This is a genomic window from Streptomyces sp. NPDC054887 (assembly GCF_053610585.1).
Genome location: NZ_JBSGYQ010000047.1, coordinates 16,642 through 41,583, shown reverse-complemented (window position 1 = coordinate 41,583; position 24,942 = coordinate 16,642). Strand labels below are relative to the sequence as shown.

At 72.3% G+C, this 24,942-nt stretch carries 20 protein-coding genes; 15 read left to right on the top strand and 5 right to left on the bottom strand.

From position 1 onward, the window contains the following. Positions 1-18: 18 nt before the first annotated feature. A complete protein-coding gene (locus tag ACWGH0_RS24390) occupies positions 19-1,044 on the bottom strand; it encodes an adenosine deaminase (protein ID WP_453406347.1) in 1,026 nt (341 codons plus the stop codon). A 109-nt stretch (positions 1,045-1,153) separates the two neighbouring features. Between ACWGH0_RS24390 and ACWGH0_RS24385 the strand changes: the two genes are divergently transcribed. The 8 genes from ACWGH0_RS24385 to ACWGH0_RS24350 all read left to right on the top strand — a co-directional run bounded on the left by ACWGH0_RS24385 (position 1,154) and on the right by ACWGH0_RS24350 (position 9,946). Then, positions 1,154-1,867: a DUF4190 domain-containing protein gene (locus ACWGH0_RS24385; RefSeq protein ID WP_453406346.1), complete on the top strand. Its 714-nt coding sequence runs from the start codon at positions 1,154-1,156 to the stop codon at positions 1,865-1,867. A gap of 295 nt (positions 1,868-2,162) precedes the next feature. Further along, complete coding sequence (locus tag ACWGH0_RS24380) at positions 2,163-3,677, top strand: gamma-aminobutyraldehyde dehydrogenase (protein ID WP_453406345.1); 1,515 nt, start codon at positions 2,163-2,165, stop codon at positions 3,675-3,677. Between the two features lie 48 nt (positions 3,678-3,725). Beyond that, positions 3,726-4,973 (top strand): polyamine ABC transporter substrate-binding protein, encoded by a 1,248-nt coding sequence (locus ACWGH0_RS24375; RefSeq protein ID WP_453406344.1) that lies wholly within the window; start codon positions 3,726-3,728, stop codon positions 4,971-4,973. 46 nt (positions 4,974-5,019) lie between these two features. Then, positions 5,020-6,171: an ABC transporter ATP-binding protein gene (locus ACWGH0_RS24370; protein WP_453406343.1), complete on the top strand. Its 1,152-nt coding sequence runs from the start codon at positions 5,020-5,022 to the stop codon at positions 6,169-6,171. Next, positions 6,168-7,100 carry an ABC transporter permease gene (locus ACWGH0_RS24365; RefSeq protein WP_453406342.1) on the top strand — a complete coding sequence of 311 codons (933 nt, stop codon included), beginning with the start codon at positions 6,168-6,170 and terminating at the stop codon, positions 7,098-7,100. The genes ACWGH0_RS24370 and ACWGH0_RS24365 overlap by 4 nt, the downstream gene beginning before the upstream one ends. Next, the gene (locus tag ACWGH0_RS24360; RefSeq protein ID WP_453406341.1) at positions 7,100-7,906 is read left to right on the top strand and encodes an ABC transporter permease; all 807 of its coding nucleotides are present in this window, start codon (positions 7,100-7,102) and stop codon (positions 7,904-7,906) included. The genes ACWGH0_RS24365 and ACWGH0_RS24360 overlap by 1 nt, the downstream gene beginning before the upstream one ends. Before the next feature lie 21 nt (positions 7,907-7,927). Further along, positions 7,928-9,343, top strand: a complete 1,416-nt coding sequence (locus ACWGH0_RS24355) for an NAD(P)/FAD-dependent oxidoreductase (RefSeq protein WP_453406340.1) — start codon at positions 7,928-7,930, stop codon at positions 9,341-9,343. A gap of 144 nt (positions 9,344-9,487) precedes the next feature. Further along, entirely contained in the window at positions 9,488-9,946 is a 459-nt protein-coding gene (locus tag ACWGH0_RS24350; RefSeq protein WP_453406339.1) for a hypothetical protein, read from the top strand. On the opposite strand, the gene ACWGH0_RS24345 is transcribed toward ACWGH0_RS24350, so the two are convergent. Both ACWGH0_RS24345 and gabT read right to left on the bottom strand, forming a co-directional pair. Next, positions 9,873-10,439 (bottom strand): phosphatase PAP2 family protein, encoded by a 567-nt coding sequence (locus tag ACWGH0_RS24345; RefSeq protein WP_453406338.1) that lies wholly within the window; start codon positions 10,437-10,439, stop codon positions 9,873-9,875. The genes ACWGH0_RS24350 and ACWGH0_RS24345 overlap by 74 nt on opposite strands. Positions 10,440-10,851: 412 nt before the next feature. Further along, entirely contained in the window at positions 10,852-12,186 is a 1,335-nt protein-coding gene (gabT, locus tag ACWGH0_RS24340) for a 4-aminobutyrate--2-oxoglutarate transaminase (protein WP_452806132.1), read from the bottom strand. 360 nt (positions 12,187-12,546) lie between these two features. Here gabT and ACWGH0_RS24335 point away from each other — a divergent pair, with 360 nt between their 5' ends. The 6 genes from ACWGH0_RS24335 (at position 12,547) to aroA (ending at position 22,954) form a co-directional block, all read left to right on the top strand. Then, complete coding sequence (locus ACWGH0_RS24335; protein ID WP_453406337.1) at positions 12,547-14,661, top strand: ATP-binding protein; 2,115 nt, start codon at positions 12,547-12,549, stop codon at positions 14,659-14,661. A gap of 97 nt (positions 14,662-14,758) precedes the next feature. Further along, complete coding sequence (locus tag ACWGH0_RS24330) at positions 14,759-16,384, top strand: PucR family transcriptional regulator (RefSeq protein ID WP_453406336.1); 1,626 nt, start codon at positions 14,759-14,761, stop codon at positions 16,382-16,384. 508 nt (positions 16,385-16,892) lie between these two features. Beyond that, a complete protein-coding gene (locus tag ACWGH0_RS24325) occupies positions 16,893-18,338 on the top strand; it encodes an aldehyde dehydrogenase family protein (RefSeq protein ID WP_453406335.1) in 1,446 nt (481 codons plus the stop codon). A 237-nt stretch (positions 18,339-18,575) separates the two neighbouring features. Further along, complete coding sequence (locus ACWGH0_RS24320; protein WP_453406334.1) at positions 18,576-19,229, top strand: hypothetical protein; 654 nt, start codon at positions 18,576-18,578, stop codon at positions 19,227-19,229. A 391-nt stretch (positions 19,230-19,620) separates the two neighbouring features. Further along, a complete protein-coding gene (locus tag ACWGH0_RS24315) occupies positions 19,621-21,561 on the top strand; it encodes an acyl-CoA dehydrogenase family protein (protein ID WP_453406333.1) in 1,941 nt (646 codons plus the stop codon). 154 nt (positions 21,562-21,715) lie between these two features. Next, complete coding sequence (gene aroA / locus ACWGH0_RS24310; protein WP_453406332.1) at positions 21,716-22,954, top strand: 3-phosphoshikimate 1-carboxyvinyltransferase; 1,239 nt, start codon at positions 21,716-21,718, stop codon at positions 22,952-22,954. Between the two features lie 131 nt (positions 22,955-23,085). Here aroA and ACWGH0_RS24305 read toward each other — a convergent pair whose 3' ends face one another. Further along, on the bottom strand, positions 23,086-23,292 hold the full coding sequence (locus ACWGH0_RS24305) for a hypothetical protein (RefSeq protein ID WP_453406331.1): 207 nt from the start codon (positions 23,290-23,292) through the stop codon (positions 23,086-23,088). 86 nt (positions 23,293-23,378) lie between these two features. Continuing rightward, positions 23,379-23,825, bottom strand: coding sequence for a DinB family protein (locus ACWGH0_RS24300; RefSeq protein WP_453406359.1), 447 nt, complete (start codon positions 23,823-23,825; stop codon positions 23,379-23,381). A 197-nt stretch (positions 23,826-24,022) separates the two neighbouring features. On the opposite strand from ACWGH0_RS24300, the gene ACWGH0_RS24295 reads away from it, so the two are divergent. Continuing rightward, complete coding sequence (locus tag ACWGH0_RS24295) at positions 24,023-24,814, top strand: hypothetical protein (RefSeq protein WP_453406330.1); 792 nt, start codon at positions 24,023-24,025, stop codon at positions 24,812-24,814. Positions 24,815-24,942: the final 128 nt, after the last annotated feature.

Genomic DNA, 24,942 nt, shown 5'->3' with positions numbered 1-24,942 from the left:
CCATTGTCCGGCGGCGTGTTACCGGGCGAGCCAGTTCTCGGTGTACGCGTCGATCTCGGCGGCGATCCGCCGCTTGCCCGCCGGGTCGAGGAAGGACGCCTCCACCGCGTTCTTGGCGAGTTCGGCGACACCGCGCTCGTCGAGGCCGAGCAGGCGGGCCGCGACGACGTACTCGCTGTTGAGGTCGGTGCCGAACATCGGCGGGTCGTCGCTGTTGATGGTGACCAGGACGCCCGCTTCGGCCATCCGCCGGAGGGGGTGCTCGTCCAGCGTGGCCACCGCGCGGGTCGCGATGTTGGAGGTCGGGCAGACCTCCAGCGCGATGCGGTGCTCGGCGAGGTGGGCCAGCAGCTCCGGGTCCCGGACCGAGCTGGTGCCGTGGCCGACGCGCTCGGCGCGCAGGTGGTTCAGCGCGTCCCAGACGGTCTGGGGGCCGGTCGTCTCACCGGCGTGCGGCACGGAGTGCAGCCCGGCCGCGATCGCGCGGTCGAAGTACGGCTTGAACTGCGGGCGGGGCACGCCGATTTCGGGTCCGCCGAGCCCGAACGACACCAGGCCCTCCGGGCGCAGGTCCACGGCCAGCCTCGTGGTCTCCTCCGCCGCCTCCAGGCCGGCCTCGCCCGGGATGTCGAAGCACCAGCGCAGTACGGTGCCCAGCTCCTTCTCCGCCGCCCTGCGGGCGTCCTCGATGGCCTCCATGAACGCCTTCTCGTCGATGCCGCGGCGGGTCGAGCTGAACGGCGTGATGGTCAGCTCGGCGTACCGGATGTTCTGCCGGGACATGTCGCGGGCGACCTCGTAGGTCAGCAGCCGGACGTCCTCCGGGGTGCGGATCAGGTCGACGACGGACAGGTACACGTCGATGAAGTGCGCGAAGTCGGTGAACGTGAAGTAGTCCGCGAGCGCCTCGGGGTCGGTCGGGACCTTCGAGTCGGGGTGGCGGGCGGCCAGCTCGGAGACGATGCGGGGGGAGGCGGATCCGACGTGGTGCACATGCAGTTCGGCCTTGGGCAGCCCTGCGACGAAGGGGTGCAGATCGGTCATCGGATCCTCCGGGACAACGGCGGGCTGAGGGGGTTCAAGGATCATCGTAGGCGGGCGGTACGGGGCGGAACGCAGGCCGTAGCATGGCGGAACCACGATGGGGGAGCACATGTCAGACAACGCGAACCACCCCTCGGGCCCGCCGCCCGAGCAGCCGCGGGACCCCTGGGCTCCGCCGGACCAGCCGGCGCGCAAGGTGCCGCTGGACAAGCCGGCGACCGGCCGTCCGGCCGTGCACGACCAGCAGACGGTCACCTCGGTGCCGACCGGGGAACCGGCGCCGGGATACGGGCCGGGCGGGACTCCGGGACCCGGCGCGGTGCCGCCGCCGCCGACCGCGCCCGTCACTCCGGGGCAGACGATTCCCGGCCAGTACGGCTACCCGGCGTACGCGACGCCGCAGCCCCAGGGCCCGTACACCACCGGCGGCTACCCCGGGTACGCCGGCTACGGCGGCCCGGCCGCCTGGACCGGGCAGCAGGTCCCGGCGCCCGCGAACGGCTACGGCATCACCGCGATGGTGCTCGGCATCATCGCCGTCACGTTCTTCTGCGCCTACGGGCTCGGCATCATCCTGGGCATCCTCGCGCTGATCTTCGGCATCCTGGGCCGCAAGCGGGTGCAGCGCGGCGAGGCCACGAACGCCGGGATGGCGCTGGCCGGCATCATCCTCGGGGTCGTCGGCTTCGTGCTGAGCGCGGCGTTCATCGGGTTCATCGTCTGGGCGATCGTGCAGGCGGAGAACGAGAAGGACCTGGAGTCGCCGGAGTACGACCCGTACGCCAACTCGTCCCTGGTCGTCGAGGCGCCCGTCCGCGGTTAGGCGTCTTCGCGCCACCCCTCCGCGCACGCCGGCCCCCGGTCCCCGACCGGGGGCCTCCTGCTGTGGGGGCCCGCCGCCACCCCCCGTCCCACCTGCGGTTTCGCCGTGGAACGGCGGCATGCCACGCCAGGTGCGCGGGCGCCACGGACACTCCGTCCCGTATTTGCGGTTCACCTCGACACATGGTCGACCGATTCCGTCGCGTAACCAAAAGGCAACAACGGAATCCCTTGTTGGTGATCAGCTGCTCTGTCAGGATCGGCACTCAAATCCAGCTGGAGCTACGGAGTGCGTCATGGTCAACCGCTTCCCGGTGCAGGACCGATTCGCGGACGGTGCGCAGTACATCGGCGGACAGCTGCGGGCGGGCACCTCGGGACGGACACACGCCGTCGTGGACCCCGCGACCGGCGAGAAGGTCTACGAGTACGAGCTGGCGTCCACCGCTGACGTGGACGCCGCCGTCGCCGCCGCGCGCGAGGCGTTCCCCGGATGGTCCGCCGCCACCCCCGGCGAGCGCTCGGACGCGATGCACCGCTTCGCCGCCGTGCTCACCGAGCAGGCGGACGACTTCGCCTACGTCGAGTCGCTCCAGTGCGGCAAGCCCATCAAGCTGTCCACCGAGTTCGACGTGCCCGGCAGCATCGACAACACCGCGTTCTTCGCGGGCGCGGCCCGGCACCTCGAAGGCAAGTCGGCCGGCGAGTACTCCGGCGACCACACCTCGTACGTACGGCGGGAGCCCATCGGGGTCGTCGGGTCCATCGCCCCCTGGAACTACCCCCTCCAGATGGCCGCCTGGAAGGTGCTGCCGGCGATCGCGGCCGGCAACACCATCGTCCTGAAGCCCGCCGAGCTCACGCCCCTGACGTCCGTCATGTTCGCGCAGGCCGCGAAGGACGCCGGCATCCCGGACGGCGTCGTCAACATCGTCACCGGCGCGGGCAAGGACGTGGGCGAGCACCTCGTCGGGCACCCGGACGTGGTCATGACCTCGTTCACCGGCTCGACGGCCGTGGGCAAGCGCGTGGCGGAGATCGCCACCGCCACCGTCAAGCGCCTGCACCTCGAACTCGGCGGCAAGGCGCCCTTCGTGGTCTTCGACGACGCGGACCTCGAAGCCGCGGTGAACGGCGCGGTGGCCGCCGGCCTCATCAACACCGGCCAGGACTGCACGGCCGCCACCCGCGCCTACGTCCAGCGCCCCCTCTACGACGCCTTCGTCGAGGGCGTCGCCGAGACGATGGACGGCGTACGGCTCGGCGACCCCTTCGACCCGTCCACCGACCTCGGGCCGCTCATCAGCCACGCCCAGCGCGACCGGGTCGCCGGCTTCGTCGAGCGGGCACGGTCGTACGCCCGGGTCGTCACGGGCGGCGAGGCGCCCGGCGGCGACCTCGCCAAGGGCGCGTACTACCGGCCCACGCTCGTCGCCGACGCCCCCCAGGACAGCGAGATCGTCCAGGCCGAGATCTTCGGGCCGGTCCTGGTCGTCCTGCCCTTCGACACCGACGACGAAGGGATCGCGCTGGCCAACGACACCCCGTACGGACTCGCCGCCTCCGCCTGGACCCGCGACGTGTTCCGCGCCAACCGCGCCACCCGCGAGCTCAAGGCGGGCTGCGTGTGGGTGAACGACCACATCCCGATCATCAGCGAGATGCCGCACGGAGGATACAAGGCCAGCGGCTACGGCAAGGACATGTCGTCGTACTCCCACGAGGAGTACACGCAGGTCAAGCACGTGATGTACGACAACACCGCGGTCGCCCGCAAGGACTGGCACCGCACGATCTTCGGGGACCGATAAGTACGCCGCACGACCAGCGGCCACACCCACCCGAAAGGGCACTTGCGCATGGAGCAGTACCAGCCCGACAGCCTTTCCGCGGCCCAACTGGCCGCGATGCGACGCAGCATGGCCAACGGCAGGGGCGCCCTCAGCCGCCGTTCGATGCTGCGCGCCTCAGGCATCGGCGCGCTCGCGGTCGGCGGTCTCGGCACGCTGAGCGCGTGCGGCATCCCGCCGGCCAAGCGGGAAGGCGACTCGCCCGCCTCCGACGACCACTCGGCCTCGGAGAAGCGGATCAGCTTCTCCAACTGGACCGAGTACATGGACGTCAGCGAGGACGAGAAGAGCCGGCCCACCCTGGACGCCTTCAGGAAGCGGACCGGGATCACGGTCAAGTACACCGAGGACATCAACGACAACGTCGAGTTCTTCGGGAAGATCAAACCGCAGCTCGCGGCGGGCCAGGACACCGGGCGCGACCTTATCAACGTGACCGACTGGCTGGCCGCCCGGCTCATCCGGCTCGGCTGGGCGCAGAAGCTCGACCCGGCGAACCTGCCGCACGCGTACGCCAACCTGTCCTCGCAGTTCCGGTCACCCGACTGGGACCCGGGACGCGCCTACTCGTACCCCTGGACCGGCATCTCCACCGTCATCGCCTACAACAAGAAGGCGACCGGCGGCCGGAAGATCGAGAGCGTCAGCCAGCTCCTCGACGACCCGAAGCTCAAGGGCAAGGTCGGCTTCCTCTCCGAGATGCGCGACTCCGTCGGCATGACCCTCCTGGACATGGGCAAGGACCCGGGGACGTTCAGCGACGACGACTTCGACGCGGCCGTCGCCCGGATGCAGAAGGCCGTCGACAAGAAGCAGATCCGCCGCTTCACCGGCAACGACTACACGTCGGACCTGAGCAAGGGCGACATGGCGGCCTGCCTCGCCTGGGCCGGCGACATCATCCAGCTCCAGGCCGACAACCCGGACATCGAGTTCGTCATCCCGGACGCCGGCTACATCACGTCCACGGACAACCTGCTGGTCCCCGCCAAGGCACGGCACAAGGCCAACGCCGAGAAGCTCATCGACTACTACTACGAGCCGCCCGTCGCCGCCCAGCTCGCCGCGTACATCAACTACGTCTGTCCCGTCGACGGCGTCCGCGAGGAGCTGGCGAAGATCGACAAGTCGATGGCCTCGAACACGCTGATCCTCCCCGACAAGGCGATGGCCGCGAAGTCCCGCGCCTTCCGTTCGCTCAGTGGCAAGGAAGAGACGGCGTACGAGGAGAAGTTCGCCAAGCTCATCGGCGCCTGAACCGCTGTCCGCTTCCGCCCCTCTCACCACCCTGGGACCACACCCCATGACGCAGAAGACAGAAGGCGGCGACGTCCGCCTCTCCGGGATCAGCAAGACTTACGGCTCCTTCACGGCCGTGCACCCGCTCGACCTCACCATCCCGCAGGGCTCCTTCTTCGCCCTCCTCGGGGCGTCCGGCTGCGGCAAGACGACCACCCTGCGGATGATCGCCGGCCTGGAGGACCCCACCACCGGCACCGTCCACCTCGGCGACAAGGACGTCACCGGCCTGCCGCCGTACAAGCGCCCGGTCAACACCGTCTTCCAGAGCTACGCGCTCTTCCCGCACCTCGACATCTCCGAGAACATCGCCTTCGGCCTGCGCCGGCGCGGCATCAAGTCGGTGAAGAAGCAGGTCGACGACATGCTCGGCCTCGTCGAGCTCGGCGCCTTCGCCCACCGCAAGCCGCACCAGCTCTCCGGCGGCCAGCAGCAGCGCGTCGCCGTCGCCCGCGCGCTCATCAACCACCCGCAGGTACTGCTCCTCGACGAGCCGCTGGGCGCCCTGGACCTCAAGCTGCGCCGCCAGATGCAGCTGGAGCTCAAGCGCATCCAGACCGAGGTCGGCATCACCTTCGTGCACGTCACGCACGACCAGGAGGAGGCCATGACCATGGCCGACCAGGTCGCGGTGATGAACGGCGGACGGGTCGAGCAGCTCGGCGCCCCCGCCGACCTGTACGAGAACCCGAGGACGACGTTCGTCGCCAACTTCCTCGGCACGTCCAACCTCATCGAGGCCGAGGTCGTCGAGACCTCGGGTGACGACACCGTCGTCACCTGCGGCGGCTCCAAGCTGCGGCTGTCCGGCGAGCGGTGCGTGTCCCGGCCCGGCACCGGCGGCAAGCTGCTCGTCGGCGTACGCCCCGAGAAGGTGTCCCTCGCGCACGCCGACGACGCGGGGGACGTCCCGGTGGGACGCAACCGGCTCACCGGCCGGATCGTCGCCTCCAGCTTCATCGGCGTCTCCACGCAGTACATCGTCGACAGCCCGGCCTGCGCCGACTTCGAGGTGTACGTGCAGAACACCGAACGCGACGCCCGGCTGGTCCCCGGCGCCGAGGTCGTCCTGCACTGGAGCCCGGCGCAGACCTTCGGGCTCGACGCCGACCAGGACATCCAAGCCGGTGTGGAGACGGTGGAGGAGAGCGCGTGAGCGTGACCGACGCGCCGCCCCTGGCGCCCACCCCCGTGGAGCCGCCCGCCCCGCGCAAGCCCTCCACGCGCAAGCGGCTCGTACCGTACTGGCTGCTGCTGCCCGGCATCCTGTGGCTGATCGTCTTCTTCGCGCTGCCGATGGTCTACCAGGCGTCGACCTCGGTGCAGACCGGCTCGCTGGAGAAGGGCTTCGAGGTCACCTGGCACTTCCGGACGTACTGGGACGCGCTGACGGACTACGCGCCCCAGTTCGTACGGTCGCTGCTGTACGCCGGCACCGCGACCCTCCTGTGCCTGCTGCTGGGCTACCCGCTCGCGTACATGATCGCCTTCAAGGCGGGACGCTGGCGCAACCTCGTCCTGGTGCTGGTCATCGCCCCGTTCTTCACCAGCTTCCTGATCCGCACGCTCGCCTGGAAGACGATCCTGGCGGACGGCGGCCCGGTGGTGGACGTGCTGAACACCCTGCACGTCCTGGACATCACCAGCCTGCTCGGCTGGACCGAGGGCGACCGGGTGCTGGCCACGCCGATGGCGGTGGTCTGCGGTCTGACGTACAACTTCCTGCCCTTCATGATCCTGCCGCTCTACACCTCGCTGGAGCGCATCGACGGCAGGCTGCACGAGGCGGCCGGCGACCTGTACGCCACCCCGGCGACCACCTTCCGCAAGGTGACCTTCCCGCTGTCCATGCCGGGCGTCGTCTCGGGCACGCTGCTGACGTTCATCCCGGCGTGCGGCGACTACGTCAACGCGGAACTGCTCGGCTCCACCGACACGAAGATGGTCGGCAGCGTCATCCAGTCCCAGTTCCTGCGGGTGCTCGACTACCCGACGGCCGCCGCCCTGTCCTTCATCCTGATGGCGATCGTGCTGGCCATGGTCACCGTGTACATCCGCAAGTCCGGGACGGAGGATCTGGTCTGATGGTGGTCATCCACTGGATACGGCGCAATCTCGTCGTCATCGCCGGGCTGCTGACGCTCGCCTACATGATCCTGCCGAACATCGTCGTCATGGTGTTCTCCTTCAACAACCCGAAGGGGCGTTTCAACTACGCCTGGCAGGAGTTCTCCCTGGACGCGTGGAAGGACCCGTGCGGCGTCGCCGACCTGTGCGGCTCGCTCGCCCTCTCGCTCCAGATCGCCGCCTGGGCCACGGTCGGAGCCACCGTCCTCGGCACGATGATCGCCTTCGCGCTGGTCCGCTACCGCTTCCGGGCGCGTGGCGCGATCAACTCGCTGATCTTCCTGCCGATGGCCATGCCCGAGGTCGTCATGGCCGCCTCGCTGCTGACGCTCTTCCTCAACATGGGCGCCCAGCTCGGGTTCTGGACCGTCCTCATCGCGCACATCATGTTCTGCCTCAGCTTCGTGGTGACGGCGGTCAAGGCGCGCGTGATGTCGATGGACCCGCGCCTCGAAGAGGCCGCGCGCGATCTCTACGCCGGGCCCGTGCAGACGTTCCTGCGCGTGACCCTGCCGATCGCCGCGCCCGGAATCGCCGCGGGAGCGCTGCTCGCCTTCGCGCTCTCCTTCGACGACTTCATCATCACCAATTTCAACGCGGGCTCCACCGTCACCTTCCCCATGTTCGTGTGGGGATCGGCGCAGCGCGGTACGCCTGTGCAGATCAACGTCATCGGCACGGCCATGTTCGTCATCGCCGTACTGATCGTGCTCGGCGGCCAGCTGGCCGCGAGCCGGCGGAAGAGCAACGCACAACCCGAGTAAGCCCTGAAGGAGTTGGAAACCATGGCCCCAGTTGCCATGCGTACTGCTGCACAATCCCTTTCCGGCGCGAAGCCGGTGTCGTTCTGGCTGGACGACCCCGAAAGGCCCGCCCCCCTGCCCGCCCTCGCCGGTGACGAGCGCTGCGACCTGCTCGTCGTCGGCGGCGGATACAGCGGACTGTGGACCGCGCTCCTCGCCAAGGAGCGCGACCCCGGACGGGACGTCGTACTGATCGAGGGGCACGAGGTGGGCTGGGCCGCCTCGGGCCGCAACGGCGGCTTCTGCGCCGCCTCCCTCACCCACGGCCTCGGCAACGGCATCTCGCGCTGGCCCGGCGAGCTGGCGAAGCTGGAGGAACTGGGCGAGCGCAACCTCGACGCCATCGAGGCGGCGGTGGCGGCGTACGGCATCGACTGCGACTTCGAGCGCACCGGTGAGATCGACGTCGCCACCGAGCCGCACCAGCTCGCAGAGCTGCGGGAGATGTACGAGGAGGCGCGGAAGCTGGGCTTCACCGGCCTGGAACTCCTCGACCGGGACCAGGTCCGCGCCGAGGTGGACTCGCCGACCTTCATCGGCGGCCTGTTCGACCGGCGCGGCGTCGCCATGCTGCACCCCGCCAGACTGGCGTGGGGGCTCAAGCGGGCGTGCCTCGGTCTCGGCGTACGGATCTACGAGCACACCAGGGGCCTCGACCTGGTCCCGGCGGGCGCCGGCATGGCGGTGCGCACCCCGTACGGCCGCGTCTTCGCCCGCCGGGTCGCACTCGGCACCAACATCTTCCCGTCGCTGGTCAAGCGGGTGCGCCCGTACACCGTCCCGGTCTACGACTACGCCCTGATGACCGAGCCGCTCACCGCGGAGCAGCTCGCCTCGATCGGCTGGAAGAACCGCCAGGGGCTGGGCGACAGCGCCAACCAGTTCCACTACTTCCGCCTCAGCGCCGACAACCGGATCCTGTGGGGCGGTTACGACGCCGTCTACCCCTTCGGGGGCCGGCTGAGCGCCGAGATGGACCACCGGCCGCAGACGTACCTCAAGCTGGCCGAGCACTTCTTCCGCTGCTTCCCGCAGCTGGAGGGGGTGAACTTCAGCCACGCGTGGGGCGGCGCCATCGACACGTGCTCGCGCTTCTCGGCATTCTTCGGGACGGCCCACGCGGGGAAGGTGGCGTACGCCGCCGGGTACACCGGCCTGGGGGTCGGCTCCACCCGCTTCGGGGCCGACGTCATGCTCGACCTGCTCGCGGGCGAGCGGACCGAGCGCACGGAGCTGGAGATGGTCCGCAGCAAGCCGCTGCCGTTCCCGCCGGAACCTTTCGCCTGGGCCGGCATCGGGATCACCAAGTGGTCGCTGGCCCGGTCCGACGACAACGGGGGCCACCGCAACCTGTGGCTGAAGGCCATGGACAAGCTGGGGCTCGGCTTCGACAGCTGAGCCGCGGCCGGGCCCGGCGCGACGGAGGCCCCACTGAGACGTGGGTCACAGCAACAGGATGGCCGAACCCGCGTAATAGTCCGGGCCCGGCCCCCTCTCCCTCGTGAACGCACTGGCTGCGCACGCGAACGGAGGCTGGACGACATGACCGGCTCGGGGGCACACACCGCGGTGGACTGGCTCGTATCGGTGGCACCGGATCCCGACGCCTGCCGGTGGGAGTGGGAGCGCAACCCCCTCGGGGTCGCGCTCCTTCCCGCCGGCAGGCGCTGGGACGTCCTGATCCTGCCGGGGGAGCTCGGCTACCCCACGCTCGACATCCTGACCCGTCTCGTCGACCGGCCGGGGCCCGTGCTCGCCGACTTCGGCGACTCCCGCATGGGTTTCTTCGTGCCGGCGGGCACGGTCGGCCGCTGGATCGGCACGGGCGTGCGCGGCGCCGGCAGCGGCACCTGGATCGTCGTCCCCTATCCCGGCCGGACGGCCGGCGGCGTCCGCTGGCTCGTGCCGCCGGACGGCGCGGGCACGCTCACCGATCCGGCGCTGCTGGAACTCGCGATGCACGAGGCCGCCGCGGGCATCGCCCGGGCGGGCGACGACTGATCAGCAGCAGCATGAGACACAGACACCAGCTGCCGACGACGTCCAGCGGCCAGTGGTAGCCGCGCAGGACGAGCCCGGCGCCGGTGGCGAGCGTCAGCGCGCACGCGAGGACCGGCGGCCACCAGCGGCCGCGGCGTACGTACGCGCACACGAGCAGGGCCGCGCCGCCGTAGGCGACGACCGCGGTCGCCGTGTGCCCGGACGGGTAGTAACCGGTCTCCCGGGTGAGCGGGCCCGTACGGGCGATCCAGGACTTGAGCGGGACCACGAGGGCGGGCACGGCCGCCATGGCGAGGGCGGCGGCCGCCGCGCGTGGCCAGGCGCCCCGCCCCCCGCGCCACAGCGCGTACGCGAGGGCCGAGGCGAGCACCGGGAGCGCGACCGCCGCGCTGCCGAGGTCGGCGAGGAATTCCGTGAGCCCGGTCGGGCCGCGGCCCGCCAGGGCCCGGCCGAGGCGCTCGTCGGCGCGGCGCAGGGGTCCGGCGGCGGCCACCTGCCAGGTGACCAGCGCGAAGACGATCGCCGAGAGGGCGAAGAGCCAGGCATCGCGGGAGCGCCCGAGGCGCCGGACGAGCCGGAGGAGGAAAGCCGGCTGCCCCGGAACAGGGGGGGTGGTTCCGGGGCAGCCGCCTGGACCGGGCTGCCGCGCGCCCCGGGGGGTGTGGGGCGGGCGGCCATCCGATCGGTGAGGAGTTCCGGAGCCAGAAGCTCCGGTCATGTGCGCGAAGGCACGGCCAGGGCGGGGCAGGGGGTGCCTCGACCTGGAACCGCCCGCAGTCCCCTGCGAGCGGGGTGTTTCACTCATCTGCAGAAACCGTACGCCAGCGGGCCGGGGGCCGACAGCCGGATCTCCATCCCGCCATCGGCCCCCCACTCTTTCTTCACAGGTCGCACGTCTTCACAGGTCAGACGCCGGCGAAGGCCGCCTCGATGATGTCCAGTCCCTCGTTGAGCAGGTCCTCGCCGATGACGATCGGCGGCAGGAAGCGCAGCACGTTGCCGTAGGTGCCGCAGGTCAGGACCAGCAGACCCTCGGCGTGGCACGCCTTGGCGAGCGCGCCGGCGGCGGCCGCGTTCGGCTCCTTGGTGTCCCGGTCCGTCACGAGCTCGATGGCGATCATGGCGCCGCGGCCGCGGATGTCGCCGATGATGTCGAACTTCTCGGCCATGGTGGCCAGGCGGCCCTTCATGACCTCCTCGATGCGCTTGGCCTTCGCGTTGAGGTCGAGCTCCTTCATCGTCTCGATGGAGCCCAGCGCGCCGGCGCAGGCCACCGGGTTGCCGCCGTACGTGCCGCCGAGGCCGCCGCCGTGCGGGGCGTCCATGATCTCGGCGCGGCCGGTCACGGCGGCGAGCGGCAGACCGCCCGCGATGCCCTTGGCGGTCGTGATCAGGTCGGGGACGATGCCCTCGTCCTCACAGGCGAACCACTGGCCGGTGCGGCAGAAGCCGGACTGGATCTCGTCGGCGACGAACACGATGCCGTTGTCGTTGGCGAACTTCACGATCTCCGGCAGGAAGCCCTTGGCGGGCTCGATGAAGCCGCCCTCGCCGAGCACCGGCTCGATGATGATCGCGGCGACGTTCTCGGCGCCGACCTGCTTGTTGATCTGGTCGATCGCCTGCGCGGCGGCCTCGGGGCCGCAGTTCTCGGCGCCGGTCGGCCAGCGGTAGCCGTAGGCGACCGGGACGCGGTAGACCTCGGGGGCGAACGGACCGAAGCCGTGCTTGTACGGCATGTTCTTGGCGGTCAGCGCCATCGTGAGGTTCGTACGGCCGTGGTAGCCGTGGTCGAAGACGACGACGGCCTGGCGCTTGGTGTACGCACGGGCGATCTTGACGGCGTTCTCGACGGCCTCGGCGCCCGAGTTGAACAGCGCGGACTTCTTGGCGTGGTCGCCCGGGGTCAGCTCGGCGAGCGCCTCGCAGACCTCCACGTAGCCCTCGTACGGCGTGACCATGAAACAGGTGTGGGTGAAGTCCTGGAGCTGCGCGGAGGCGCGGCGCACGACGGCCTCGGCGGAGGCGCCGACGGAGGTCACGGCGATACCAGAGCCGAAGTCGATCAGGCGGTTGCCGTCGACGTCCTCGATGATGCCGCCGCCCGCGCGCGCGGTGAAGACGGGCAGCACGGAGCCCACGCCACCGGCGACCGTGGCGGTGCGCCGGGCCTGAAGCTCGGCCGACTTCGGGCCGGGAATCGCGGTGACGACGCGGCGCTCCTGCGGGACTGCGGTCATGGGGGGCTCCTGGGGGTATTACGGACGCTTCTTTACTTCGCAGGCTAGGGGCGGTGGGTGGGGGGTGGCATGTTCCGTTCGGGAGAAGTGGGGGCGTGTCCTTGTCCGCGGCGGACATAGCCGGGCCGTCGGCGGCGCTGCGGCCGGGGGACCGCGGCGCTCCGGCCCCGGGCCCGGTCGGCAGGGACCCGGGCCCCCGACCGCGTCCGCGCCGCCGCCGACGTGCCGCCCGACCGGCCGCGCAGGCGGCGAACCGCCGCGCGACCGGGCGCGGGGGCGGTGAACTGCCCAGCTCCGGGCACTAGATTGAGGCCCTGCGCACAGGCTTGGCGGTCAGGGGACGAGGGGCAGGGGCAGCACATGGACACCGAAGGCACCGGCACACCCGAGGCACGCGCCACCCGCGCCGACGCCGTACCCCGCCCCGCCGGGCCGCCCCCCTCCGCGCCCCCCGAGGCGCCGCCCGCCCCCACCCACGCCCCGGCCACCGGCCCGAGCCTCACGGAGTGGCTGCGCACGCCCCGCACCGCCGACGGCCCCGGCGTCTGGTCGTACGGCCATGTCCCGCGTCCCGCCGAGGAGCCCGAGACCGTGCCCGGCCGCCAGCTCGTCGGCGGCGCCCTGATCTCACTCCTCACCGCCCTGCTCATCTGGTCGCTCTGCTGGAACGGCTACATCAGCTTCTGGCTCTGGCCGCTCTTCTGGGTCACCCCCGAGTCGTGGCGCGAGGACGGCGGCAACATGGCCTACGTCTGGGTGACGTACCTCTACTACGGCCTCTTCGCCCTCCTGCTCGCCGTCGCCTTCGGCCGCATGGGCCGCTGGGCCGAGGTCGTACGCCGCTACCTGCTCCCCAAGCCCCCCGCCGCCCGCGCCGTGCCCGACCCCCGCACCGAACCGGGCTCCGCGGCCGACCCCGCCGAGTGGCCCGAGCTGCGCGGCGCCGGGCAGACCGAGGCCGCCGCCCGGCTCGCGGAGGAGACCAGGTCGGGGCGGATGAACGACGTCGACTACGCCCGCATCCGCCGCGCCTGGCAGTCCGTCCGCGCCGACCCCTCGCGGCTGAGCGCCTTCACCGACACCGTCCTGCGCAACGGCGCCGCCGCCTGCACCCACCCCTCGGGCGCGCGCGACCTGCCCGTACGCGCCGCCGCGCACGACCTGTGCGCCCGCCAGGTCCGGCTCGGCACCGTCCACCCCGGCGAGCGCAACCCGTACGCCCGGCGCGGCACCGGCCTCGCCCTCGACCCCGAACTGCTCGGCACCTCCCTGGTCGCCGTCGGCCCGCCCGGCACGGGCAAGACCCGGGCCCTGGTGCGGCCCGTCGTCGAATCCCTCGCCCTCCAGGCGCTCGCGGGGCAGGCCGCCGTCATCGCCGTCGCGGCGGCCGGGACCCGGCTCGGCCCCGACGAGGCGTACGACGTCGTGATCAAACTCGGAGACCCGTCCTCCGCGTACGACCTCGACCTGTACGGCGGCACCACCGACCCGGACGAGGCCGCCGCCGTGCTCGCCGAGGGCTTCGTCGGCGACCTCCCCGACGTCGACAGCCGCCGCGCCGCCACCGCCCTCGCCCAGCTCCTCGGCCCGTACCGCGCCGCCTACGGCCGCTTCCCCTCCGTACCCGAACTGCGTGAGCTGCTCGACGGCGTACCGGCCGCGCTCGGCGCGCTGCGCGAGGCGCTGGACGGCGAGTCGCAGTACGCCCTGCGGCGGGAACTCGACGCCCGCGCCCGGCAGGCGGCGGCGCCCGGCGACCCGGGCCTCGCCCTCGCCGACCGGGTGGCGCTGCTCGACCGGCCCGCGTTCGCCCCGTTCTTCGACACGGGCGGCCGGGCGCGGCCCTTCTCGCTCCGTTCCCTCGAACACCCCCTGCGGGTCCGCGTCGACCTGCCGGAGCGCGGTCACGCCGAGGCGTCGAGGATGCTCGCGCGACTCGTCCTCGCCCAGTTCACGGCGAGCGCCGCGCACCGCGCCGACCGGTCGCTCTTCGCCTGCCTGGTGCTGGACGACGCGACGCGCGCGATCACCGCGGAGACCGTGCGCGGCGTCCAGAGGCTGCGCTCGGCGAACGCCGGCGCGGTGCTCACCCTGCGGTCGCTGGACGACGTACCGGAGCACCTGCGCGCGGCGCTGCTCGGCGCGGTGGGCTGCCGGATGGCCTTCTCGGGGGTCACGACGTGGGACGGGAAGCGGTTCGCCGAGGCGTGGGGCACCGAGTGGGTGGAAACGCGTGACGTGACCAGCCGGACGGTCTTCGCCGACCAGCCGCTCACCCGCGCCTTCCACGTCTTCCGCCGGATCGTCACCGGCAAGGCCGTGACGACGGACGCGATCACGGTACGGAAGGTCGAGCGCGAGCGGTGGTCGGCCTCCGAACTGGCGCACTCCGTGCCCGCCGGACACGCCGTGCTGTCGCTGACCACGGTGCGCGGCGAGCACGCCCCTCCGCTGCTGGTCGATCTGCGGGGCTGAGAGGCGGGGGCGCGGGGGACCCGTACGTCCTGGCAGAATCGAGATGAGCCGTTCATACGCGACGGCGAAAATCCTCCGTCCTAAGGTCAGACCGTCCATGCCGCCCACCCTTGCCTCCCTCGTCCACCACTCGGCGCTCAAGCTCACCGTGCGCGCCGGTGCGGACCGGCTGGACACGCCCGTGCGCTGGGCCCACGTCAGCGAGCTGCCCGACCCCGTGCCGTACATGGAGGGCGGCGAGCTGCTGCTCGTCACCGCCCTGAAGATCGAGGCCGAGGACCCCGAGGTGATGCGCCGGTACGTGCGGCGGCTGGCCGGGGCCGGAGTCGTGGGGCTCGGCTTCGCCGTCGGCGTGCACTACGACGACATCCCCCCGGCCCTCGTCGACGCCGCCACGGAAGAGGGCCTGCCGCTGCTCGAAGTGCCCCGCCGTACGCCCTTCATCGCCATCAGCAAGGCCGTCTCGGCGGCGAACGCCGCCGACCAGTACCGCGCCGTCACCGCCGGTTTCGAGGCGCAGCGCGAACTGACGAAGGCGGCGCTGTCCGGCGACGGGCCGGGTGACCTGCTGGCCCGGCTCGCGTCGCACGTGAACGGGTGGGCCGCGCTGTACGACGTCTCAGGAGCGGTGGTAGCCGCCGCGCCCGACTGGGCGGCGCGCCGGGCCGCCCGGCTCACCGCCGACGTGGAACGGCTGCGCGAGCGCCCCGCGCCCGCGAGCTCCGTGGTCGGCGGCGGAGCGGACGGCGACGCCGAGGCGGACGACCGCGTCGAGCTCCAGTCGCTCGGCGCGGGGCGGCGGGTACGGGGCGTACTGGCGGTCGGCACAGGGGCTCCGCTGGGCACCGCCGAGCGGTACGCCGTGCACTCCGCCATCGCACTGCTGACCCTGACCACCGAGCGGTCGCGCTCCCTCCAGGCGGCCGAGCAGCGGCTCGGCGCGGCCGTCCTGCGGATGCTGCTGGCGGGCGAACCGGACCACGCGCGTGCGGTGGCGGGCGAACTGTACGGGGCGCTGCTCGACGCCCCCTTCCGGCTGCTGATCGCCGAGCCCGCCGTCGCGGAGGCGGAGGCCGCGCCCGCCGGCAGCGACCCCCTGCACGCGCTCGCCGACGCGATGGAGTCGGCGGCGATGCGGGCGGGGGAGCCGGTGCTCGTGGTGCCGGACGGGGAACGGCTGGTGGTGCTGGCCGCGGACGCGGGCGAGGCGGTGGAGGCGTGCCTCGCCCATACGGAGGCCCTGCGCGGCGACTCCGCCCGGCCGCACGAGCCGGCGGACGCGGACGAACTGGTGGTCGGCCTCTCCGCGCCGGCCGGGCCGATCACGGCGGTCGGGGCGTACAAGCAGGCGGAACAGGCCCTGTCGGTCGCGCGCAGGCGGGGGCGCGCGCTGGTCGAGCACGAGGAACTGGCGGCGGGCTCGGTGATGCAGCTCCTCGCGGACGACGCGGTCAGGTCCTTCGCGGACGGGACCCTGCGGGCCCTGCACGAGCACGACGCGAAGGGCCGTGGCGACCTGATCGCCTCCCTCCGGGCGTGGCTCTCCCGGCACGGCCAGTGGGACGCGGCGGCGGCTGACCTGGGCGTGCACCGCCACACGCTCCGCTACCGGATGCGTCGCGTCGAGGAGATCCTGGGCCGCTCACTGGACGACGCGGACGTCCGGATGGAGCTGTGGCTGGCCCTGAAGGCCACCAGCACGGCGACCCCGACGGGGGGCTGACCTGCGGCGGGGTCCGGCTGGCCGGCGTTGGGGCGACGGCCGACGGATCAGCGGATCGCCTCCGGCGCCCGTACGGGTGAACACATGACCCACGCGGGCCCGCCCGCGTGGCAGGTGTCCGCACGCCGGCCCGCGCGCGCCAACACACCCCAGCCCGAGTGCCGCCCCGCCCGCGCGCTCGCTGAATTGCCGACCCGCGCGGGGGCACCTCGGAGGCTGCCACGGCCGCGCCGCCCCGTCGCCACCTTCCTCCCCTCCGGCGTTTGCGGAGCGGGTCCGGGCGAAGCCCCGGTTCCCCGGGAAGGGGCGGGCAGGGGCGAGATCCGCCGAGACCCGAGGCGCCCGTGCCCCGCACCACCCCGCTCCGCCACCGCGTACGACCCTGTCGTCGTCCAAACCGGCGTCCCCGCGACGCGCAGCACTCCACGTCGGACAAACGACCTTCCGCCTCCGTCCCCCTACCGTGGTGGACATCAGCACCCACCCCCTCGGAAGGGCCGGAAACGACATGACTTCCACCCACGCCTTCTGGCTCGCTGGCCGCCAGGCCACCGGCGAGGACGCGTTCGACGTCACGTCCCCCTGGGACGGCCGGCTCGTCGGCAGCGTGAGCATTCCCACCGACGCGCAGGTCGAAGAGGCCGTCGCCGCCGCGCACGCCGTCGAGGCCGAGTTCGCGGCCACGCCCGCGCACGTCCGTGCCGCCGCCCTCGACCACGTCAGCAAGCGTCTGGTGGAGCGTACGGAGGAGATCGCCCAGCTGATCTCCGCCGAGAACGGCAAGCCGATCAAGTGGGCCCGGGGTGAGGTCGGCCGCGCCGTTTCCGTGTTCCGGTTCGCCGCCGAGGAAGCCCGTCGTTACAACGGCGGAGAGGCCCAGCGCCTCGACACCGACGCCGGTGGCGTCGGCCGCCTCGCCCTGACGCGCCGCTTCCCCCGCGGCACCGTCCTCGGCATCGCGCCCTTCAACTTCCCGCTGAACCTCTGCGCGCACAAGGTCGCCCCGGCCATCGCCGTCGGCGCCCCGATCATCCTCAAGCCGGCTCCCGCCACGCCGCTGTCCGGCCTGATCCTGGGTGAGCTGCTCGCCGAGACCGACCTGCCGGCCGGCTCCTGGTCCGTCCTCCCCGTCGCCAACGACAAGATGCCGGCGCTGGTGCAGGACGACCGCCTGCCCGTCATCTCCTTCACCGGGTCCGAGAAGGTCGGTTACGCGATCATGGACTCGGTGCCGCGCAAGCACTGCACCCTGGAGCTCGGCGGCAACGGCGCGGCCGTCGTCCTGGCCGACTGGGCCACGGACGAGGACCTGGACTGGGCCGCGACCCGCATCGCGACTTTCTCCAACTACCAGGCCGGTCAGTCCTGCATCTCCGTGCAGCGCGTGCTCGCCGACGCGTCCGTGTACGAGCGCCTCGTCCCGAAGATCGTCGCCGCCGTCGAGGCGCAGGTCACCGGTGACCCGAACGACGCCGCCACCGACGTCGGCCCGCTGGTCAACGAGGACGCGGCCAAGCGCGTCGAGGCGTGGGTCGACGAGGCCGTCAAGGCCGGCGCGAGCCTGCTGACCGGCGGCAAGCGCGAGGGCGCGTCGTACGCCCCGACCGTTCTCGCCGATGTACCGGCCGACACCACGGTCTCCTGCGAGGAGGTCTTCGGACCGGTCCTGACGGTCCGCAAGGTGGAGGGCGAGGCCGAGGCGTTCGCCGCGGTCAACGACTCCAAGTACGGCCTCCAGGCGGGCGTGTTCACGCACGACCTCCAGACGGCCTTCCGCGCCCACCGCGAGCTGGAGGTCGGCGGCGTGATCGTCGGCGACGTCCCGTCGTACCGCGCGGACCAGATGCCGTACGGCGGCGTCAAGCAGTCCGGCGTCGGCCGCGAGGGCGTGCGGTTCGCGATGGACGACTACACGTACGAGCGGGTCATGGTCTTCACGGGCCTCGCCCTCTGACCCCGTACACCACCTGAACCACGGCCGGAGCCCACTGTGCGGGGGCTCCGGCCGTTCCCTTTTCCCCCGCGACGACCTGGCGAAGGACTTTGTCGCTGCTGGGCAGGGCGACGCAGTTGCGGAGAGCGCTGGGCCATGGCCTGGAGTGCTGCAAGGGCGGCCGTGTGCGTTACGTTCCCGGAGTTGATCAGGAGGCGGGCGCTCCGTCGCTCCCAGGACGGTGAGGGACGATTTCGGGTGAGCCCTGGGAACCGGAACCGCGATGCGGCCGAGCGCGCGAGGGCGTTGGTGCCGGTGGGCGAGGTGCTGCGGGGTGAGCACGGGGTCTCCCTCCCCGGCAGGGCGCCGAGGCCCGGCTACTTCCGCCGCCCGCGCGCCCTGCGGTCCGAGAGTCGCACGCTCGGGAGCTGGCTGCTCCTGCCCGTGCACGCAGCCGCGAGGGTCTTCGCCATCACCTGGAACCCGTTCGAGGCGTTCTTCGAAGCGGTCTTCTGGCGTGAGGCGCAGAAGCCGGGCAAGCCGTTCCACGGCGGCTGGGACAGCATGGCCAGCCACCTGGCCCGCTCCGTACTGCCGCGGACCAAGAACAGCGCGGGCGTGCTGATGCAGGTCACCGACCGACGCCTCCAGCTCGCCTACGTGTCCCGCGCGCGCTCCTTCACCGGCGGGCTCACTCCGGCCGAAGTGGGTTGGTCCACGGATCTGCGCAACGTGACCTGGATCCGTGACCGGAGCGACGTGGCGGGCGGCAACCACGAGATCGGCTTCGTCGACGGTTCGTGGTGCTCGGTCCACTTCGGCGGCCACGGCTGGAGCCGTATGGCGTCGGCGTTCCCGGTGCGGCTGAGTCACCGGGAACCGGTGCCGGGCCCGGGACGGGCCGCCGGGTGAGCGACCGCCGTCGCCGACCCGCGCGGGACGGCCCGGCGGGCGGCGGGTGCGGGCCGCGGGTGGAAGGCCGGCGCCGGTGAGCCGACCAGGGTGGCTGCTGTGGGCGACTGCGCGAGCGTCCGTGATCCGGGCGGGACGGCCCGCCGGGCGCTCGTAGGAGACCGCCGTCACTGAGCCGCCCACGAAGGCCCCGCCGTCGCCTGCCGGGCCTCCGTCCCGGCGCGCCGCCGCCCCGTCTCAGCCGGACGGACGCGACGCGGCCGCGTTCCGCCCCGACCGCGAACGGTGCGCCAGGGGTGGTGGGGATGCCGGATATCGGGTAGATACGGTCGAGTAAACCAGTCGGTAATGCGACCGACCGGGCCACGACTCGCGGCGAGGTGAGCTCCTCATGTCCGCACAACCGACCCAGCAGCCCAAGGTCTCCGAGCGCGAAGCGCGGCAGGTCGCCGAGGCGGCGCGCGAGCAGGACTGGCGCAAGCCCAGTTTCGCCAAGGAACTGTTCCTCGGCCGCCTGCGCATGGACCTCATCCACCCCCATCCGATGCCGCCGCCCCAGGACGCGGCGCGCGGGGAGGCGTTCCTCGCCAAGCTCCGGGACTTCTGCGAGACGCGGATCGACGGCGCGCGGATCGAGCGCGAGGCGAAGATCCCCGACGAGGTGATCAACGGGCTCAAGGAGCTCGGCGCGCTCGGCATGAAGATCGACATCAAGTACGGCGGCCTCGGCCTCACCCAGGTGTACTACAACAAGGCCCTGGCGCTCGTCGGCTCCGCGAGCCCCGCCATCGGCGCGCTCCTGTCGGCGCATCAGTCGATCGGCGTACCGCAGCCGCTCAAAATCTTCGGCACACAGGAGCAGCGGGACGCCTTCCTGCCGCGCCTGGCCCGCACCGACATCTCCGCGTTCCTCCTCACCGAGCCGGACGTGGGCTCCGACCCCGCCAGGCTCGCGACGACCGCGGTCCCGGACGGCGACGCGTACGTCCTGGACGGCGTGAAGCTCTGGACGACCAACGGGGTGGTGGCCGACCTGCTGGTCGTCATGGCGCGCGTGCCGAAGTCGCCCGGCCACAAGGGCGGCATCACCGCCTTCGTGGTCGAGGCGGACGCGCCGGGCATCACCGTCGAGAACCGCAACGCCTTCATGGGCCTGCGCGGCCTGGAGAACGGTGTCACCCGCTTCCATCAGGTACGGGTCCCCGCAGCCAACCGCATCGGCCCCGAAGGCGCCGGCCTCAAGATCGCGCTCACCACCCTCAACACCGGACGCCTGTCGCTGCCCGCGATGTGCGTCGGCGCGGGCAAGTGGTGCCTGAAGATCGCCCGCGAGTGGTCGTCGGTGCGCGAGCAGTGGGGCAAGCCGGTGGCCTTCCACGAGGCCGTCGGCTCGAAGATCGCCTTCATCGCCGCCACCACCTTCGCCCTCGAAGCGGTACTCGACCTGTCCTCACAGATGGCCGACGAGGACCGCAACGACATCCGTATCGAGGCGGCCCTCGCCAAGCTGTACGGCAGCGAGATGGCCTGCCTGATGGCCGACGAGCTCGTCCAGATCCGCGGCGGCCGGGGCTTCGAGACCGCGGACTCGCTGGCCGCCAGGGGCGAACGGGCCGTCCCCGCCGAGCAGATGCTGCGCGATCTGCGCATCAACCGGATCTTCGAGGGATCCACCGAGATCATGCACCTGCTCATCGCGCGAGAGGCGGTCGACGCCCACCTGAAGGTGGCGGGCGACATCATCGACCCCGACAAGCCGCTCTCGGCCAAGGCGAAGGCGGGTGCGAACGCGGCCGGCTTCTACGCCAAGTGGCTCCCCAAACTCGTCACCGGGCCGGGACAACTGCCGCGCTCGTACGCCGAGTTCCACCCGGCCGGGCACCCGGACCTGTCCGTCCACCTCCGTTACGCCGAACGCACGGCACGCAAGCTCGCCCGCTCCACCTTCTACGCGATGTCGCGCTGGCAGGGCCGCATGGAGACGAAGCAGGGCTTCCTCGGCCGGATCGTCGACATCGGGGCCGAGCTCTTCGCCGTGAGCGCGGCCTGCGTACGCGCCGAACTCCTGCGCACCACCACGGATCACGGCCGCGAGGCGTACCAACTGGCCGACGCCTTCTGCCGCCAGTCCCGCATCCGGACGGAGGAACTCTTCAACCGCCTGTGGACCAACACCGACGACCTCGACCGCAAGGTCGTCAAGGGCGTCCTGTCCGGTACGTACACCTGGCTGGAGCAGGGCGTCGTCGACCCCAGCGGCGACGGGCCCTGGATCACCGAGGCCGCCCCCGGCCCCTCGGAACGGGAGAACGTCCACCGCCCGATCCGCTGACACACGCGGGCGCACCCGGCGCCGCCGGGTGCGCTCGCGCCCGTACGCCCGTACGCCCGTACGCCCGTACGCCCGTACGCCCGTACGCCCGTACGTGTCCAAGGGGCGGAACGGAGCGCGGCGCGTCGGCGTGGGCGCGGCAGGATGGGGTTCCGTGACCCTCGTAGACATTCCCGGCTCCAAGTCCGTGACCGCCCGCGCCCTCTTCCTCGCCGCCGCGGCCGCCGGAACCACCACCCTGCTGCGTCCGCTGAGCTCGGACGACACCGAGGGCTTCGCCGAGGGACTCGGCCGGCTCGGCTACCGGCTGGAGCGCGGGGCCGACGCCTGGCGCGTCGAGGGGCGCCCCGAGGGCCCGGCGGCCGGCGCGGCCGACGTGTACTGCCGCGACGGCGCCACCACCGCCCGCTTCCTGCCCACACTCGCCGCCGCGGCGGCGTCCGGCACGTACCGCTTCGACGCCTCCCCGCAGATGCGCCGCCGCCCGCTGGCCCCGCTCACCGAGGCGCTGCGCGCACTGGGCGTCGACCTCCGCCACGAGGAGGCCGAGGGCCACCACCCGCTGCGCATCGAAGCCGCCGGCATCAAGGGCGGCGACGTCACCCTCGACGCGGGGGAGTCGTCGCAGTACCTGACGGCGCTCCTGATGCTCGGCCCGCTGACCGCCGAGGGCCTGCGCATCACGGTCACCGACCTCGTCTCGGCGCCGTACGTCGAGATCACGCTCGCGATGATGCGCGGCTTCGGTGCCCGCGTCACCCGCGAGGGCGACGTCTTCACCGTCGCGCCCGGCGGCTACCGCGCCACGACGTACGCCGTCGAGCCCGACGCCTCCACCGCCGGCTACTTCTTCGCCGCGGCGGCGATCTCGCCCGGCCGCGAGGTCACGGTCCCCGGGCTGGGAGCCGGCGCGCTCCAGGGCGACCTGCGCTTCGTCGACGTGCTGAAGCGGATGGGCGCCGAGGTCCGCGTCGCCGCCGACAGCACCACCGTCCGGGGCACCGGCACCCTGCACGGCCTCACGGTCAACATGCGCGACATCTCCGACACCATGCCGACGCTGGCCGCCATCGCGCCGTACGCCGACGGGCCGGTCCGCATCGAGGACGTCGCCAACACCCGCGTGAAGGAGTGCGACCGGCTGGAGGCCTGCGCGGAGAACCTGCGGCGGATGGGCGTCACGGTCGCCACAGGCCCCGACTGGATCGAGATCCACCCCGGCACGCCGCGCCCCGCCGAGATCGCCACCCACGGCGACCACCGCATGGCGATGTCCTTCGCCGTCACCTCCCTGCGCACCGCACCGGGCGTCACCTTCGACGACCCCGGCTGCGTGCGCAAGACGTTCCCGGCCTTCCACGAGGCCTTCGCGGCACTCCGGCGCGCCTGGTAACCGCCGCCGGAGGCGCGCCGCTCAACCGCCGGACCGTACCCAACCGCCGCACGCCCGCCGCCACCCGCTCAACCGCCGCCGGACGCCCGCCGGACGCCCGCTCGGTATGCGCCGGACGCCCGAGGGGCCGCTCACCCCCCGGAGACGACGAGCCGCGGCCTCAGCCCCCGCACCCCCGGCCCCGACAGCCGGACCTTGGCGGCGTGCGGCGCACCGAAGAGATCGACGTGCACGTTCTCGTAGCGCTGGATGCCCTCCAGTACGACGGGAAGGCACTCAGCCGCGCCCGGCGCCGCCGGAACCGCGTACTCCTGCCCCACGCGCGCGACTCCGCCCACGCACCGCACCACACAGACGGCCTCACCGGAACCGGTCCGCTCAACTTCGTGGATCAGCAGCTCACTCGGGGCAGCCGGGGCCCGCATCACACGCCGACGCTTCCGTCGATCGCCTCGCGCAGGAAGTCGGCGTGGCCGTTGTGGCGGGCGTACTCGTGCACCATGTGGAGCATCACCAGCCGAAGCGACACGTCCTTGCCCGTCCGGGCCCAGACGCCCGTCACGTCCAGCGACTCGGCCTCCCGCTCGATGCGCCGCGCGTGCCCGACCTCCGTCCGCCAGGCGTCGAACGCCTGCGACCGGGTGGCCGAGGACGCGTCGTACGCCACCTGGAAGTCGCCCTCGTCCGACCACACGAGCGGAATGTCCTCGCCGTCGATCACCCGGCGGAACCATGCCCGTTCCACCTCCGCCATATGCCGCACCAGACCCAGCAGCGACAGCGTCGACGGCGGCACCGACTGCCGGCGCAGGTCCTCGTCGCCCAGCCCGTCGCACTTCATGGCGAGCGTCGAGCGGTGGAACTCCAGCATCGCGCGCAGGGTCTCGCGTTCACCGGCGATGACGAAGGGATCGGTGCGTTCGACGGCCAAGGCCGGCTCCTTCTCGTAAGGGCGTACGGGCGAACAGGCGGACGGGCGTCGTCCGGGCGGGGTGCCTGTGGCGCGAACCGCACCCGTGCACCACAATCGTGCACTCACTCACGCATCAACGGAACCAGGGGTCACGCATGTTCGGGGCGGGAAAGCACAGCCGGCGGCGGCGCGGCGCGGCCCTCGTGGCGGCCGGCCTCCTGCTGGCCGGCGCGGCCGCGTGCGGCGGTGGTCAGGACGGCGGCGGCCAGGACGGCGACACCGGCCAGGACGGCAAGCGGCCGGGCGGAAGGGGAACGGCGTCCGCCGGCGCCCAGGGGCCCGAAGCCCTCACCGAGGCGCAACTCACCGCCGCCTCCTTCACCGACGGCGAGAGCGTCGGCGAGTACACCGCCTCGGAGTTCACCCTCGGCGCGCCGCACGGTGACGACTACACGGCCGAACCGGCCCTCTGCCAGCCCCTGGTCAGCCTCGCCGCCGACGTCACCGACTACGACCTGAAGAGCGAGGTCAACCGCCAGGTCGATGTCCCCGACGAGGTGCTCGGCCTGACCGTCGCCGTCCAGCTCCGCTCGTACGGGGGCGGCGACGCGGCCCGGGTGATGAAGGCCCTCGCCAGGGCCGGCCGGGAGTGCGCCGACGGCTTCACCGAGGTGCGGGCCATCGCCAAGGGCGAATACCTGAAGGTGGAGCCGGTCGACGCGCCCGAGTTCGGCGCGGGCGCGGACGAGGCCAGGGCCTACCACTTCACCATTCTCGACGTGAAGGGCAAGCTCAAGCTCCACGAGTACCTCACCGTCGTGCGCTCCGGCTCGGCCACCCTCTCCTTCCGGGGCGAGATCACGAGCACCAAGGACTTCGGCGGCGTGCCCGAGTCGGTCACCGACGCCCAGTGGGAGAAGTTCCGGTCGGTGGTCGCACCCGGGTGATCCGCGAGCCGGCCCGTACGCCGAACGGCCGTCGCGGCACCGGCCGATGGAGTACGGAGCGAACCCGGCGCACCGGCCGCCCCACCGCCCCGCACACCGTGACGGCGCTCCCGCCCGGCCCCGCCGCC